The following is a 15,848-nucleotide window of genomic DNA, read 5'->3' as shown; positions in this document are numbered from 1 at the left end:
TTTTTATATATCTCCATCATTTCAGGCATTATTTTTCTCCTATATTTTAAAATATTGCATTTTTTAAAGAAACTTTTTCCTGAACATATGACTCTCAGCAACATGAAATCCTTTTTGTTGCACAAGAACATTGTTTCACTGCATATCCTGCAAGATAATTCGTCACAGGGGCTGTTATCCAGACTCCCCTTTTCCCCTCCAGAAGAAAATGGAAGTGGCTATCCCTGGAAAACCAGCGGCTTATGGCGGCAGGAAATCCCTGACGGTGCCCTATCTTAACATAAATAAACATTGATTCTATATTTTGGAGTATAACATTGTATAGAACGGGGAAAAAGTGATATTTATTGATTTTACGAGAAGAAACGAGAGCCCCTTGTTAAACAGGGAATCTCCCTTTAATGAAGCCTTCAGAGAGATTATCCGAGGGTCTGAGTCTTATTGAACAGGGAACAAGCCCAGTCATACAATCCGGGGTGAGGATCCCAATCATTGTGAGGAGTGAGTATCAGCATGAGTCCAAAAACCTATAACTTCAAAAAAATTGATGCCTTTGCAACAGCAAAATCATCGGGGAACCCGGCTGGCACTGTCTGGCTGGAGGAAGGTGATGGAATAGACACATCGGGGATGCTCCAGCTGGCCCGGGAGCTGAAAGGCTTTGTCAGCGAAGTCGGGTACATCCATAAGATAGAAGCCGGCCGGTACGGATTGAAATTTTATTCATCCGAGAGGGAAGTGGATTTTTGCGGACACGCCACCATTGCGATGATGTATGAGCTCTTTCAAAGCAAGGAACTGGAAGCGCTGGATCAGATTACGATTGTGACCAATTATGGGGAACTGACCGTGGAGAACAGGATAAAGACGGATGATGCAGTATTTGTGATGGCTCCCCCTCCGGTGGAAAAGAAGAACCTGCCCTCTTTGCAGGAGATTGCCCGGAGCTTGCGGATCTCCCTTGACGACCTGGATGCCGCCTGGCCCGTTAACATAATAAACGCCGGGCTGAATACCCTTATCGTCCCGATTGTCTCTTTGGAATCCATACTGATGATCAGCCCGGATCTTGCTGAATTGAATCAGTTCTGCGTGAACCAGGGCATTGATATTGTGGAAGTGTTCACAGAGGACGTATCCATGAAGGCTCATGATTACAGGGTGAGAGTGTTTGCCCCCACCTTCGGCTATCTGGAGGATCCGGCGACGGGGTCCGGGAATTCCGCCCTGGGGTATTATCTGCTGGACAAGAACAGCTGGCAGAAAGAGACCCTTATACTGGAGCAGAACAGTCATGCTGAGAACTACAATCTGATCAAGCTGCAGAAAAAGGAAGTAGAAGGCCGAACGAGAGTGATATTCGGCGGGGGCGCGATCAAGAGGATGGAGGGAGAATATACCCTCTATTGAAGGGAGGAGCACCCCTTTCCTCAGGAGCTGATGATCAGCCCTGGTCAGAAAGGATTTTAGTCTCTGACGGGACTGAGACTCTGAACTTCATAAACACCCCGATTCCCAGAAAGCCCATAAAGAGATCCATAAGGCTGAAGGTCCTTGATGAAAGAAAGAGCTGAGAAATTTCCTCCAGGATGATGAAGGCAGAGCTGATGCAGAGTGCGGGGGAACCAGGGCGTTTGAATAGGAGGATCTCCCTCTCCTTGAGCGCTGAGTCCAACAGGCGGTAAAAAAAACCGTACAAGAGGAAGTGGGCCAACCAGTCATAATGTGGAATCTTCATGAACAGAGAACCGGGCAGTTTGTCCAGATCGGCCAGCAGGATAATCAGAGCAATTAAGAGACAGTAGAGAAAAAAGGCTGTTTTAGAGGAGGGATGTTTCATGCCTGTGATTCTGATCTACAAAGAAAGCAATTGTAGGGCAGAAATGTGTCACTATTGTGACAATAGACATTAAGAGTAAAGAGACTTTTCAATTTGCGTCATGGATCAATGAACCCTGTCTAATTTCCCCAGGACCTCATTCACCGTTTCGAGTAGAAGGGAATCCACCTCCAGAGATTTGACGGTCTTATGATTATCCATAACCAGATCCCGGCTTTCCCGGGCCGTATCGACGATGATCCTGACAGCACTATCCAGAGGGACCTTCCCCGTGTTGATCACAAGGTCAAAAGCATTGGCCTGATCAGGATGGCCGTGCAGCCAGCGTTCCACAAAGGCCTTGCGACTGTTGTCGTGTTCGGTCACTTCATTCATGCATATACGCCAGGAGGTATTATTGGTTCGTTCCATCAAACGCCCCACTCTCACTTCCACCGGAGCCCAAAGACGAACATTGAGCACATCCGAGTAGTCGGGAAAGAAGGAAAAACTGCCCCGTCCCAGAAGCACGATGCTTCCATGGAGAGCGATGGCCTGCATCAACTTACCCAGAAAATGAATCATGTCCTCCTGTATTGGATCAACCCGGTCCAGAAGTCCGGGAGCCGACTCGTATACTTTATCGAAGTCGACCATACCGTACTGATCCATGATCTTTTCGATGGTTTCTTTGGTAACGAAGGAGTAGCCCAGTTCATCCGCTACTTTTTGTCCGATCGTCATACCACCGCTGTATAAATACCGAGAAATTGTTATTACCTTCATACCCTGCCCCCTTACTTATAAAACAATTCTAAGGAGGGAAAAGATACGAAACTGTATCCTTCTTTGGATTAATAATTGACTCGGATCTTATCTCATTTATTGTGAAGGGATAATATTATCCTTGACATAATGGCATAGTTTACGCTAATTTAACTAAACGGTTAATCAATTGGAGATGCAATGGCAGAGGAAACAAGAGACACCATACTGAATGCAGCAGAGAAGGAATTCTCCTCGAATGGCTTTGACGGGGCTCGTGTGGATAAGATCGCGAAAAAAGCGGGTGTCAACAAGGCCCTGATTTATTACTACTTTAAAAGTAAAAAAGAGCTTCTTAAAGCCCTTTATGAGCGTCTGGTAAAAAAAGGGTTCTCTGCATTTGATTACTCTACTCTGACTAGTGATGATTCACCGGAAAATGAAGAGAAAACTCATAGTTCAATGCATGAAATAATCCAATTTCTGGAAACTCACCGCGACATCATCCGCATACTGTTTATGGAGAGTTTAAAGGAAGACGGTCAAAACATGCTTCTGGATCTTGCGGATTTCTACCTGGATGACGCCACAAAGGGTCTGTCGAGTGTTTTGGATGAGTCAACCGATTTCAACGCCCTGGATAAGAAACAGTGGATGATGACCGAGGTCTTTACGGCCTTGATCCCTATGATCAGCTATACATTGTTTAAGGGTGATATCCAGAAGCGTCTATCTGTTTCAGACGAAGACATGGATCACTATTTTATGAAGAGTCTGAAGGAGACCCATTTTCAAACCCATAAAAGCTTTTTGAATAATACGAAAGAGAACAAAGAATAACGGAAGTAACGAAAGGAGGACCGTGATGGTAGTCTTTACTCTGGATTTATTTTGATTCAATTATTAACTAACTTTTTATTTAAACACAAACTAACTAACCGGTTAGTGTAACAAAGGAGATTGAATATGATTTCAACAGAACAAAGAGGACAGAGATATGTATTGTTTCTGTATCGTTTCAGATACCCCCTGCTGGTGCTGGCAGCGTTCCTGGGCGGGTTAGCCTTCTGGACGGCGGGGTCAATTGAGTTAAAGACACGCATTCAGGATATGCTGCCCGAAGGGAATCCCATCGTAGCGAGTTATAATGAAATTGGAGACAAATTCACGACATCCAGCATTTTATTGACTGTAGAACAGGGCTCCAGGGAGGAAATGGCCGAAGCGGCGGATATATTGGCAGGTTTATTGAAGAATGACCCCCAATTGAGTGGCGATTTATTGGCAGTCCGAACCCGTATAGATCAGGATTTCCTAATTGAGAATGGCTTTCTGCTGTCCGAACAGGATGATATAGAGGATTACAGGACTCTCACCGAAGATACCAATCTCCTCCCCTTTCTTACAGCCCTCAATGATAGCCTGGAATCCTCCTGGCTTGATGAGGGAGGAGAGGATGTTGTTTCTCCCTCTGATGAGCAGGAACTTCTTGACAGTTTCAACCAGCTGGAGAATTTCACAAAGGAGTTTCGCTTCTGGATTGAAGGACAGGAGACAGAGGCAGAAGCTGCGGCAGAGCGCCTCATTGATGCCCTTTTTGTGGGAGATGCCTATTTCTTCTCCCCCGATTATGAAATGCTGATTATTCAGGTAAGTCCCGATTTCTCCATAGATGAAAGACAGCGCCTGAGCCGTGTTATGACCCGGATCAGAGAGCATACGGCGTCTATGACGGCTCAATATCCGCATATGATTTTCGGTGCCTCCGGTGATATAGCCCAGGAGGCAGATGAAGAAACGGCACTGGGTGCGGATGCTCTTTATCCGCCTCTGGCCGCTCTGGCAGTGATTCTCATTCTCTTTTACTTTTCCCTCAACAGCATGCGTTCTATTTTCTTTGCCCTGATCGCCCTGGGGATGGGCATACTGTTTGATCTCGGTCTGATCGGCGCAACACTGAAAGAGCTGAACATGATTACCAGCTCCTTCGGGGCCTTGCTGGTGGGCCTGGGAATCGATTTCGGAATCCATCTCATCACTCGTTATGATGACAGCCTTCAGGACGGACATGATCCCGTGGCCGCCATGGCCCTCACTCTTCAGCAGACGGCAGCTCCCGTGGCCATTGGCGGGATTACCACGGCGATGGCTTTTTATGCCCTTTGTTTTTCTAAAACTCTTGGTTTTGTACAGTTCGGTTTTGTAGCAGGGAGCGGAATCATCCTGATCCTTCTTTCCATGTTCACCATCCTTCCCCTCTTCTTGTTAAGCTTTGGGAAAAAATCATCTCAGGGGAAAACAAAGCAGAAGATCCGTGCCGGCCAGGGCGATGTTCTGGTACAGAGACGCAGGCCCAAATTAGAATTCGCTTTCCTCGCCGCTTGGGGCCGTGCACTCCAGGGAAAGGCGGGTTCTTTTGCTCTGGTATTGGCGCTGACGGCCACCCTTGTTTCAGCAGTACTGCTTCCCCGCCTCTCCTATGATTACGATATGCGTCGAATCGGTCCACAGAATACTCCGTCCAAGGCGACGGAAGATCGCATCATTGATGCCTATCAATTGACTCCTTTTCCCTCTTTCCTGGCTGTCAATGATCTTGAAGAAGCCAGAGATCTGACCGAAACCATCCGGAGGGAAAAGTCGGTTTCCAGTGTCAGCAGCCCGACCGACTATCTGCCGTCAACTCAGGAACAAAAAGAACTTTTAGCAGCTCTTGGAGAATGGCATGAGAATCACACCACCCAGGAAATAAAGCAAATAACTGATAAGGATATGAATTTTCTCATGGATGAGGTTCAAAGACTGGAGTGGAACGTCATTGAAATAGCCGATATTACTTCAGTCAATCTGGGTGAAAACAGTCGCATAGTCGGTAAACGGGATGCCATGGTTCATGAAATCATGGGCGCAGAGAGTGGAAAACCGGGACGGGAGGTTTTTCAGAACTTGATTTCCACCTTAAAACGTCCTGGTGCTTCTGAACGGACAGAGGCATTGAATACTGCCTTTGCCGATGCCCTCAGTCAGCGGATTGATCGTATGACGGCGGTGCAGAAACCGCTGAGCATTGCCGATTTACCGGATTTCATCAAAGACGAGAGGATCAGCAGAGAGGAAGAATCCTTTCTGATTACGATATATCCCACTGATATTCTGACCACAGAGAAGGGAATGTTTCATTTTGATGACAAGATGACCCGGATTGATCCCAGAATAACCGGAACCATCTCCCTCTCATTGGCGTTGTCCAAGGAGATCTTAAATGAAACCCGGGTAGCCGCGAGTTCAGTACTCCTTGTTGTCACTATTCTATTATTCATCACATTTCTAAGCCTGAAAAAGACCCTTCTGGCCATGGCGAACCTCTTTCTCGGAATTCTCTGGATGTGCGGATTTTATACACTTTTTGGTGAGCTGAATCTTGTGAACATTCTGGCCATTCCTCTCATCATAGGCATCGGGATTGATTACAACGTCCATATTCTTCATGGACTGAAACATGAGAAGTCTGTGGAGGCGGTGATGGCCTCGTCGGGGAAGGCAATTCTCCTCTCTGCCCTCACCACGATGATCGGCTTCGGTTCTCTCGCACTCCTGGGGACTTTCAGAGGCATCGCCACCCTGGGAATACTTCTCTTTTTGGGAACTCTTACAGCTTTAATAGCATCATTAACTCTCATGCCCGTCGTTGTGACATGGATCAATAAAAAAACAACACTTTCAGGAGAAAAATCATGAATAAAAGAAGATTAGGTTTTGGAATTATGATTCTCAGCGCCCTTGCCGTCGGCCTGCCGCTTACAGTGGGAGCGGCAGAGACTGCAGAGAGCATCATCCGTCAGGTGGATGAGAGGCAGAGTTCGTCATCAGAGGTATCGGAGATTACCATGACTGTCATCGATGATCTGTCTAATCCTGATGACAGAAAAGTGTTCCGCCTGGAATCCTTCAGCCGGAACAGCGAGGGAGATGGAGAACTGAGTGTGTATTTCTTCCGGGAACCCCGACGCCTGGCTGGATTATCCATTCTGACCCGTGATGACGGGCAGTGGGTCTACTTCCCCTCGACGGGACGGGTTCGTCTGTTAAGCGGAGCCGCCAGGAGTGGTTCAGTCAATGGTGTGGGCGGGGATTTCTCTTATGAGGATCTTGGTTCAGGGAACTGGGCAGGGAAATATGCTTTTACCATACAATACTCCACCCCTGATGTATGGGTATTGGAAGGCCGTCCACTCTCAGAGGATGTCAATTATTCAAAGATAATCATGCAGGTTCATCGGGAAGATTATATTCCCCGCCGGATTGATTTCTATAAAGGGAAATCAACAGTTGAGAAATATATGACAGTACCGGAAGTCCGCAGCTACAGCGGCCGCTTGAGTCCGGCTTCTGTGGAGATGGTGAATCCCTCCAAGAACTCAAAAACCATCATTGAATTCCATGACATTCAGTATGACAAAGCTCTGGAAGACAACCTGTTTCATCCGCGTCAATTTTATCGTTAGGAGGGTTAGAATATTATGAACAACAAACTTCTTATTGTATTCTGTTTCTGCTTAATCCCTGTTTTGCCCGGGATAAGTCAGGACCATATATTTTATACAGGATCGGCCGAGGTCGCGGGACTGGCCGCATTGAATGACTGGTCCGATCTTTCCCAATCGTTCCCGGGTAAAATCTATGATGATTTGGATTTTGGCACTACCCTATCGACCCGGTTCAAGCTTGAACTGAGACCCTCTGACGGGGTGAGCGCCGTACTGGAAGGCTCCTCCTCTTTTATCGGAGGTTATGCCAACCCTTTCGGTCGTTCTGAAACGACAGGACTGCCACCGGACCCGGCTTATTCTGACGCGTCAGAACTACCGGGGGCCGACTTCAATTCTCTGTTTAATATCGACCAGGCATGGGTCTCCTATGGGATTAAAAGTGTGGATATCAGCATGGGGTTTATTCCCATTGGATGGGGCTCTGCCTGGCTCCTGAACCCCTCGGACCGGGTCAATCTGCGCAGCCTCGAAAGCTTCTTTTCGGATGAAAAAGGAGGTCTTCCGGCTCTAACCGCAGACATGGCTCTGGGCTGGAATTATGGACTCTCGGGCTATCTGATTCTCACGGACACAAGCCGGAGCGGTCTGCCCTATCTGGAAGAGACTCGCCTTGAAAATCTTCCCTTCGGTATAAAAGCAATGGCTTTTCTGGATGGATGGGAACTCTCTGCCGGTTTAGCCAGGGAGACCTTTGCCGAAGCCTCTGATGTGAATGCAGATCCTTCCTGGCAGCGTGAAATATGGGCGGTTTCCGATTTAACAGGAGATATTTCCTCTTTCGGTATAACCATGGAGTCAGCCCTAAGGCTTTCTTCTTCAGAAAGGGTAAATGAAGATGATTGGACTCTACAGGAAGCCCTGGAGATCTCCATGGGGATCAGCTATTTAATTGAGCCCATAGAGACTGAAATGATGGCTGAGTATATTCACCTGGGATCGGGAGCCAGCCGGCCGGAAGACTATGATGTATCAGGCTTTTTAGAAGGAACCCGACTTTTCTTTGCCGAAGATTATCTATTCGGTCGATTAGCCTGGACAGGGCTTCCCGATTTGACATTGGAACTGGCCACCCTGTTTAACCTGAATGATGCCAGTGTCCTGGCGATTCCCTCCCTGGAGTGGGAGATTGAAACAGATATACTGTTCACTTTGGGATGGTATTTTTCCCTGGGAGACAAGACCTCGGAATTCGGGGGAGACCGCTTATTGGCCCCGGGTCTGTACTGGTCCTCCTGGGATGATTCCATCGTCAGCTGCGGAATGAAGGTATATTTCTGACAGGAAGTTATGGGGTTGAAATCAATCAGATTTGTCATACACATTATTCCCTGGTACTGCTTAAATCGATATCGGGATAATACTTTTTGGCACAGTCTTGACAGACCCCATGACTGAACTGAGCATCGGAATGTTCATGAATGTATTGTTCTATGCTATGCCAGGAACCATGGTCATCCCGGATTTTCTTACAATGTGAACAAATGGGTAAAATGCCTTGAAGGGTTTTAACCTCTGATAGCGCTTTTTGCAGGTCAATAACCGTAGCATTGAGTTTTGACTCGGATTGGATAGAATTCACCTTAGCCCGTTTGCTATTCATCATTAAAAAAATTACGTTCTGACCGACTTCGCTGATCAAGCCGAATTCTAACTGAATTGAGGACCAGATATTGTTATCAAAAATAATATGCTGGTTACCGGCCTGAAATAAAAATGCCCGGGTCAAAATGATTAAACCCCGGATTGCAATAAAAACGCCGGCTGAATTGTAAAGCAGCCTATTTTCGGGAGGTGAATACCGGACCAAATTCCATGAAATCGAAAGGGACACTATAAACAGGGCAAGGCTTACAATGAAAGTTCGGATATCAATCCGGTCAAGGGTAAAATAAAAGGTAGAGGAGGCAAGAGCAACGAAGAACGGGGTAAGATATAATAATTTATTCAGACTTTTTTTCACCAGGAAGCGTTTAATGGCATCCAGACGGATTATGGCCACCAGAATAAAAAGACCGTTTACAGCAAAAACGCTGACTCCGACCGAAATGGTACCACGGTAAATGATCGCTAAAAAGCCGAATGTCATAATCAGCGGACTAAAGGCCCATAACCTAAAACCCGGGTAGGTTTTTTGCTCCAGACTGTATATAAAATATGCGATACCGAAAAACGCGCTGACAAGGGTATTAGAGAGAATCAATGTCTCTATTCCGGTCATTAGGGGCCTCTTTATTTTAGAAATGTTTTTAAATGAAAACCATATTAAATATTTTTGAAAACCAATACTGTTTTTTGCTGAATGTATAAACCCGACTCAGTTAAAAAACCTCTCATACCATTGTAGACTGTTTTTGTCGGTTTTTGTAGCAAAATGCTACCGATCAATCATTGTCTTGATCCAGGACCTCTCTGACTTTGACGGCCAGATCCGTCATAGAAAAGGGTTTTCCTATAAAATTGAAACCTTCTTCCAACACCCCGCGGTCTGCAATGATATCGGCTGTATATCCAGACATGAAAAGTGTCTTTAGATCAGGATAAAGACTTTGCAGTTCCTCGGACAACTCCCGCCCATTCATATTGGGCATAATCACATCCGTGATCAGAAGTTTTAACTTGCCTGCATTCTCTGCAGCCAAGCTGCCAGCCTCCATTGGATTGTTTGTGGATAGCACAGCATACCCAAGATTTTCGAGTATCATTTTGCCGAGTTCCAATATTAAATCATCGTCCTCAACCAATAATACCATCTCATCCCGGCTTTTGGGAATTTCCAGGATTTTTTGTTTTTGTGCTTGAACAATCAGACCGATATACCTGGGCAGATACACCCTGATGGTTGTCCCTTTTTCAATTTCACTGTAAACGTTGATAAACCCTTTGTTCTGCTTGACAATACCATATACGGTGGCCATTCCTAGTCCGGTACCATGGCCCATGCTCTTGGTTGTGAAAAATGGTTCAAATATCTTGTCCCTTGTTTCTGCTGTCATACCCTGGCCATCATCGCTTACAGTCAGGAGTACATACTCGCCGGGGATGAATCCAGCATGTTCACTGCAGTAATCATCATCGAAAACAGTATTTTTTGTTTCGATGATAATCTTACCTACGTTGGTGATGGCATCACGGGAATTAATGCAGAGATTCGCAAGTAGTTGAAGAATCTGAGAGCTGTCCATCTTGATCGGCCACACTCCCCCTCCGGGCAACCAGTTAAGATCGATGTCTTCACCAATCATTCGCTGGACCATTTCAATCATGTCTCCTATTGAGTGATTCAAATCGATCACCTTGGGGGCAATGGTTTGTTTGCGGGCAAATGCCAGTAATTGCTGCGTAATATCTGTTGAACGCTTTGCAGCTGAAAGAATCTCCACGATGTTGTCATGCAAGGGGCCGGAATTATCAGTCTTTATGAGAGCCAACTCGGAATATCCAATGATAATGCTCAGAATATTATTGAAATCGTGTGCCACTCCTCCAGCCAGCCTCCCCACTGATTCCATCTTCTGGGATTGCTGCAGCTGATTCTGCAATTTATCGTGTTCCTTCTCCGCCCGCTTGCGGGCAGTTGTATTCTGCACAGTAGAAATCATCAGATTCTGTTCAATCAAAGGAATGTTGATGGCCGTCACATACCGTTCTTCCCCGGAGGCAGTCATTATTTTAATATCATTCCACACCATTCTATTCGGATCGCCGCTTTGCATATCAGCAATAATTTGAGATTTCATCTTCTGGTGGTATTCAGGATCGGGAAAGACTTTGTCAAAAAAGAGACTGGTATTCGTGAATACATCCCGTGACCATCCGTAAATATCCTCAAACATTGAATTCATATACATGACGTCTCCGTCATCAATCGTATTTAAAGCTAAACCGATAGGCATATTATTCATGATAGATTCAATAAAATAATTCCTTCGTTTAAGTTCTTCAATATTATACTTACGCTCTGTAATATCAATAATTACTCCGGTTACTTTTACAGGTTTACCCTTATCATTTTTTTCCAATTCAGCAATGGAGTGTATAGTCCTTCTTGCGCCGGTATTCCTGGTGATAATATCAAATTCGATATTATATTCTTTCCCCTCTTCAATAAGGTCCATAAGCACCTGATGTACCCATTCCCGTTTGGGAATACAGCTTTCAACCTCCTCGGTTGTAAATTCAGGTCCATCGTGTTCAAATCCATAAATCCTTTTTGCTTCTTCAGAGCCCCAGAAATGACCATTCTCAAGATTAAACTCCCAGTTGCCGACCTTGCCCAGTGTCTGAGCTTTTCGATATCTCTTTTCATTTTCGATTAAAGCTTCTTCTGCTATTTTCTTTTCGCTTATATCTACAACTGTTGTAATAAAGTGAAGGGGTTTGCCCTCCGGATCTCTGTGTAAAACCGTGCTGACATCGGCCCAAATGATGGACCCATTTTTGTGTATATATTTCTTTTCGAAGCGCGTAGCTTTTTGTTCTTCAGCGAGAATAGAATTTAACTTTTGATTGATGACTTCTATGTCTTCAGGAGGCGTCAATTCCTGCCAGGTTTTATCCCTTAATTCTTCCCGGGTGTAACCCAGCATATCAGCAAAGGCCTGGTTTACAGAAACTCTGCCATTAGGAGATGTAATCGATTTACCGACATTCGCGGATTCGAAGACTAACTTAAATTTATCCTCGCTTTCTTTTAAGGCGTATTTTGTCTTCTTCCGCTCTGATTCAGCTTTTTCTAATGCTTTGATGCGTTGTTCTAATTCTTCATAAGACAGTTTTACAGACATCAGTTTTCCTGTGGGAATATAAATTTTTAATATTGATACTTCATAAAGGATACTTCTTGGATCACATTTAATCCTATTATAAACATTAACACTCCAAAACTATTTGTCAATCTATGTCTGTAGAATTTCACTGTTTCCAATTTTCAGGGAAACAGCAATATTACCGCTCTCTCTCGCACCACTTGAAAATGTCCACCCGGGGGATCGTTGGAACAGGTTCGTGATATATCGACATGGGTACTGTCTCACCGCGTCACGGATTGCAGCGGTTTCTGACCCGCAGGGGAAGGAAGGAGCGGAAAGCCGGGCCCCCTTTTAAGGGGGAGACGCCCCGAATATAATCCTTCCGGTGTATTGCACTTTCAGAGTATAAATGAAGACTATAGATATGATAGCTATAGATACTCATACTCATTCCCTTGCCTCAAGCCATGCCTATTCCAGCCTGGAAGAGATGGCCCGGGCGGCCCATAAAAAGGGTTTGACCGGATTTATTTTAACCGATCACTCCCCGGGAATGCCCGGGGGAGCCCATCTTTTTCACTTTTATAATTTACGTGTTCTTCCCAGAGAGATCCATGGCACCTTGGTCTTTCGGGGGGCCGAGGCTAATATCATCAATTCCAGCGGAGAGATTGATCTCGATGAAGAGGTTATGGAGCATTTGGAAGTTGTTATTGCGTCTTTCCATATCCATACCTTCCCTATCGGAACAATAGAGGACCATACAAGTGCCTTGCTGGGAGCCATGAAGAATCCCTATGTGAAAATTCTGGGTCATCCCGATGACAGCCGCTTTCCCTATGACATCCCGAGTGTGGTTCAAGCCGCAGGAGAAACGAAGACTCTGATTGAGATGAACAATTCCAGTTTGAGTCCCCGGGCATTCCGGGTCGGTGCACTGGAAAATTACAGAATGATTTTAGATGAATGCCGCCGGCAGGGTGTCATGATCACCCTTGGCAGCGATGCCCATTTCAGCTCAAGGGTGGGAGAAACGGATCACTGCCAGTCCCTTCTGGAAGAGCTACAGTTTCCTTCAGAACTGATTGCCAACGCGACTCTGGAACGGTTTCTGTCTGTGACGGGACTGAGCCTCTAAATATCAATAGGAACTATTTGAAACCATTCAGTATAAGAATTTCCGGGCGGTACTCGAAATGAATCCCGTCAATGACCCTCCAGTTGAACCCGAAAAGGATGTTAATGGACACCACAGAATCAATGGCCTCTGAATAAGACATTTGCAGTCAACTGAGAGCTCTCTATTTCTGAAATGATCCTTGCACTTCCAAATAATGTTTCATATTATTTAAAGAGGATGTTTAAATTTTGGAAATTTGAAAAGTCAGGAACTAAATATACTCAGGAAGTGGCGGCCCTCAGGGAAAGTAAAAAGAAATACCAGACTCTGTTTCATAATGCCCAGGTGGCCCTCTTTAGGACAAGTATTGAAGGTAATCTAATAGAAATTAATAAACGTTATGCTGAAATTGCCGGATATTCAACGATTGAAGACTGTATGGTCCATTTCAATCCTGGCAAGGCATGGGCAGACCCCGGCAGTCGGGAGGAACTTGTCAGGATTATTAGAGAAAAAGGATCCGTTTCTGATTACGAGGCAAGAATCATTCGCCGGGATGGGACTTCTATCTGGATATTGTTTTCAGCGACGATTTACCCGGAGCAGGGCTATTTAGAAGGTTCTTTGATTGACCTCTCCTTCCGCAAAAAATTGGAGGAGGCTCTGAAGAGAAGTGAGTCTCTACAGCGGAAAATGGTTGCCAATATAGGAGATGTGATCGTCATCATTGACGAAAATGGAAACAATACATACAAAAGTCAGAACGTTGAAAGATTATTTGGCTGGAAGCCGGAAGAATTGATTGGGCACAGTACCTGGGATAATATTCATCCAGAGGACTTGGAATCGGCTCAGAACTTAATGTCTAAAATTTTGAAAAAACCCCGTTCTATCGGAGCTATAGATTGCAGATACAGATGCAAGGACGGCAGTTACAGCTGGATTGAATTCACAGGCAGTAATCTTATGGATGATCCGGAGATACACGGAATTATTGGAAACTACCATGATATCACAGAGCGAAAGCAGAAAGAGCAGCTGCTGCTTGAAAGCGAAGCTCGGTTCAAAGCCCTGCACAATGCTTCTTTTGGGGGCATCAGAATCCATGATAAGGGTATTATTTTGGACTGTAATCAGGGATTGTCGGAAATTACCGGTTATTCGGTGGAGGAATTGATTGGAATGGACGGCTTGCTGCTTATCGCCGAAGAATCAAGAAGTACTGTCATGAATCATATATTAAGCGGATATGAAAAAGCATACGAAGCTGTCGGATTACATAAAGACGGGACAGAGTATCCCATACGATTGGAAGCACGAAACATACCCTATAAGGGCAGAAATGTGAGAACCGTTGAGTTCAGAGACATTTCCGAAAGCAAACAGGCAGAGGAAGAACACAGGAAACTCCAGGACCAGTTGACTCAGGCTCAAAAAATGGAGTCCATCGGCCGGCTGGCCGGCGGTGTGGCCCATGATTTCAACAATATGCTGGGTATCATTCTAGGTAATTCCGAGATGATCATGGAACACCTGGATTCAGAAAGCCCGGCTGTCAGATACCTGCTGGAAATTCAAAAAGCCACCGACCGCTCCATCAAGCTCACACGTCAGTTGCTGGCCTATGCCCGCAAACAGACAATAGCCCCCAGGGTACTCGACCTGAATGAGACGATCAAAGGGATTTTGAACATGCTCCAGCGCTTGATCGGTGAGGATATCACTCTTTCCTGGCTGCCCGGAAAAGACCTTTGGAATATTAAAATGGACCCTTCCCAGGTTGATCAGATTCTGACCAATCTATGTGTTAATGCCCGGGATTCAATCAAGGATGTGGGAAAACTCACCATTGAAACAGGCAATGTTTACTTCGACGAAGAATACTGTCTTGATCATGAAGGGTATAAGCCCGGCGAGTATGTAATGGTAGCCGTAAGCGACAACGGATACGGCATGGGGAAAGAGGTCCTGAATAACCTTTTTGAGCCGTTTTTTACAACAAAAAAAGTGGGAGAAGGTACCGGTCTCGGCTTGGCAACCGTGTACGGTATAGTCAAACAAAACGAAGGATTCATCAGTGTTTACAGTGAACTGAAGGAAGGAACAACCTTCAGGATTTACTTTTCCAGGCATTCAGAAACAGATTGGTCCACACAACAGTTAGAAGCAAAAGAAGTGAATTTGAAAGGACACGAAATCATTTTGTTAGTTGAGGATGAAATGGCGATTCTGACCATGACTGAAATAATGCTCCAAAGACTGGGTTATACAGTGATAGCAGTGTCCAGTCCTGATGAGGCCATCAAAATGGGGGAATTGCAGACAGAAAAAATTAGTCTGCTGATAACCGATGTTGTGATGCCCGAGATGAACGGGAAGGATTTAGCACAGAAAATGACCTCCTTATTTCCAGACCTTAAATGTCTTTTCATGTCGGGCTATACGGCCAATATCATTGCCAATCATGGCATTTTGGATGATGGATTCCATTTTATCCAGAAACCCTTTTCCAAGCAGGAACTGGCGGCAAGTGTACGTGAAGTTCTGGATGAAACCTCGGGGCAGGAGAAAGAATAAGGGATGACCAGCTCGGGGGCCCCCCCAAATTGAGTAGGGTAAAGCGGAATAATGAATTCCGCTTTATCCCTCTCGCAGAACCGTACGTACGGACCTCGTATACGGCTCCTGCCCAAAATCCCCCTTATACAGGGACGATGAAACCTGTTGCAACATCTGTAAGATGAAAAAGACCAATGTCCTTAAACCATGCATTCGGCATAGCCATACAGACAGGAGTACAATTGGAGTTTCTCCAGCAGGACATTCTGATAAGCTTGAAATTACCC

General features: G+C 45.4%; 12 protein-coding genes. 7 read left to right on the top strand and 5 right to left on the bottom strand.

Translation table 11 applies throughout. The features are described from left to right. Positions 1–513: 513 nt before the first annotated feature. Positions 514–1,410 carry a PhzF family phenazine biosynthesis protein gene (locus PF479_RS08140; protein ID WP_298004702.1) on the top strand — a complete coding sequence of 299 codons (897 nt, stop codon included), beginning with the start codon at positions 514–516 and terminating at the stop codon, positions 1,408–1,410. Between the two features lie 34 nt (positions 1,411–1,444). Here PF479_RS08140 and PF479_RS08135 read toward each other — a convergent pair whose 3' ends face one another. Together PF479_RS08135 and PF479_RS08130 are read right to left on the bottom strand one after the other, a co-directional pair. Continuing rightward, complete coding sequence (locus PF479_RS08135; protein ID WP_298004700.1) at positions 1,445–1,840, bottom strand: VanZ family protein; 396 nt, start codon at positions 1,838–1,840, stop codon at positions 1,445–1,447. Between the two features lie 105 nt (positions 1,841–1,945). After that, on the bottom strand, positions 1,946–2,605 hold the full coding sequence (locus PF479_RS08130) for an AAA family ATPase (protein WP_298004698.1): 660 nt from the start codon (positions 2,603–2,605) through the stop codon (positions 1,946–1,948). Positions 2,606–2,785: 180 nt separating this feature from the next. Between PF479_RS08130 and PF479_RS08125 the strand changes: the two genes are divergently transcribed. The 4 genes from PF479_RS08125 (at position 2,786) to PF479_RS08110 (ending at position 8,412) form a co-directional block, all read left to right on the top strand. After that, positions 2,786–3,424 carry a TetR/AcrR family transcriptional regulator gene (locus PF479_RS08125; RefSeq protein WP_298004695.1) on the top strand — a complete coding sequence of 213 codons (639 nt, stop codon included), beginning with the start codon at positions 2,786–2,788 and terminating at the stop codon, positions 3,422–3,424. A gap of 126 nt (positions 3,425–3,550) precedes the next feature. After that, on the top strand, positions 3,551–6,322 hold the full coding sequence (locus tag PF479_RS08120; RefSeq protein ID WP_298004693.1) for an MMPL family transporter: 2,772 nt from the start codon (positions 3,551–3,553) through the stop codon (positions 6,320–6,322). Continuing rightward, positions 6,319–7,089 (top strand): outer membrane lipoprotein-sorting protein, encoded by a 771-nt coding sequence (locus tag PF479_RS08115; RefSeq protein WP_298004691.1) that lies wholly within the window; start codon positions 6,319–6,321, stop codon positions 7,087–7,089. Before PF479_RS08120 ends, PF479_RS08115 begins: the two co-directional genes overlap by 4 nt. A 15-nt stretch (positions 7,090–7,104) precedes the next feature. Next, entirely contained in the window at positions 7,105–8,412 is a 1,308-nt protein-coding gene (locus PF479_RS08110) for a hypothetical protein (protein WP_298004688.1), read from the top strand. A gap of 43 nt (positions 8,413–8,455) precedes the next feature. On the opposite strand, the gene PF479_RS08105 is transcribed toward PF479_RS08110, so the two are convergent. Together PF479_RS08105 and PF479_RS08100 are read right to left on the bottom strand one after the other, a co-directional pair. Next, on the bottom strand, positions 8,456–9,352 hold the full coding sequence (locus tag PF479_RS08105; RefSeq protein ID WP_298004685.1) for a hypothetical protein: 897 nt from the start codon (positions 9,350–9,352) through the stop codon (positions 8,456–8,458). Between the two features lie 163 nt (positions 9,353–9,515). Further along, the gene (locus PF479_RS08100; protein WP_298004682.1) at positions 9,516–11,918 is read right to left on the bottom strand and encodes a PAS domain S-box protein; all 2,403 of its coding nucleotides are present in this window, start codon (positions 11,916–11,918) and stop codon (positions 9,516–9,518) included. Between the two features lie 373 nt (positions 11,919–12,291). On the opposite strand from PF479_RS08100, the gene PF479_RS08095 reads away from it, so the two are divergent. Next, positions 12,292–13,020, top strand: coding sequence for a phosphatase (locus PF479_RS08095; RefSeq protein WP_298004680.1), 729 nt, complete (start codon positions 12,292–12,294; stop codon positions 13,018–13,020). Between the two features lie 13 nt (positions 13,021–13,033). Here the strand turns inward: PF479_RS08095 and PF479_RS08090 are convergent, their stop codons facing one another. Then, the gene (locus PF479_RS08090) at positions 13,034–13,162 is read right to left on the bottom strand and encodes a hypothetical protein (protein ID WP_298004677.1); all 129 of its coding nucleotides are present in this window, start codon (positions 13,160–13,162) and stop codon (positions 13,034–13,036) included. A 77-nt stretch (positions 13,163–13,239) separates the two neighbouring features. Here PF479_RS08090 and PF479_RS08085 point away from each other — a divergent pair, with 77 nt between their 5' ends. Continuing rightward, positions 13,240–15,579, top strand: a complete 2,340-nt coding sequence (locus PF479_RS08085; RefSeq protein WP_298004674.1) for a PAS domain-containing sensor histidine kinase — start codon at positions 13,240–13,242, stop codon at positions 15,577–15,579. Positions 15,580–15,848: the final 269 nt, after the last annotated feature.

This window comes from Oceanispirochaeta sp., assembly GCF_027859075.1.
Classification (GTDB): Bacteria; Spirochaetota; Spirochaetia; order DSM-2461; family DSM-2461; genus Oceanispirochaeta.
Note: the sequence above shows the minus strand (reverse complement) of the source record. Positions and strands in the feature narration are given on the sequence as shown.

Bases quoted from the DNA above. Each gene is read 5' to 3' on its own strand.
- PF479_RS08140 (WP_298004702.1), top strand. From the start codon at position 514: ATGAGTCCAAAAACCTATAACTTCAAAAAAATTGATGCCTTTGCAACA.
- PF479_RS08135 (WP_298004700.1), bottom strand. From the start codon at position 1,840: ATGAAACATCCCTCCTCTAAAACAGCCTTTTTTCTCTACTGTCTCTTA.
- PF479_RS08130 (WP_298004698.1), bottom strand. From the start codon at position 2,605: ATGAAGGTAATAACAATTTCTCGGTATTTATACAGCGGTGGTATGACG.
- PF479_RS08125 (WP_298004695.1), top strand. From the start codon at position 2,786: ATGGCAGAGGAAACAAGAGACACCATACTGAATGCAGCAGAGAAGGAA.
- PF479_RS08120 (WP_298004693.1), top strand. From the start codon at position 3,551: ATGATTTCAACAGAACAAAGAGGACAGAGATATGTATTGTTTCTGTAT.
- PF479_RS08115 (WP_298004691.1), top strand. From the start codon at position 6,319: ATGAATAAAAGAAGATTAGGTTTTGGAATTATGATTCTCAGCGCCCTT.
- PF479_RS08110 (WP_298004688.1), top strand. From the start codon at position 7,105: ATGAACAACAAACTTCTTATTGTATTCTGTTTCTGCTTAATCCCTGTT.
- PF479_RS08105 (WP_298004685.1), bottom strand. From the start codon at position 9,352: ATGACCGGAATAGAGACATTGATTCTCTCTAATACCCTTGTCAGCGCG.
- PF479_RS08100 (WP_298004682.1), bottom strand. From the start codon at position 11,918: ATGTCTGTAAAACTGTCTTATGAAGAATTAGAACAACGCATCAAAGCA.
- PF479_RS08095 (WP_298004680.1), top strand. From the start codon at position 12,292: ATGAAGACTATAGATATGATAGCTATAGATACTCATACTCATTCCCTT.
- PF479_RS08090 (WP_298004677.1), bottom strand. From the start codon at position 13,162: ATGTCTTATTCAGAGGCCATTGATTCTGTGGTGTCCATTAACATCCTT.
- PF479_RS08085 (WP_298004674.1), top strand. From the start codon at position 13,240: ATGTTTAAATTTTGGAAATTTGAAAAGTCAGGAACTAAATATACTCAG.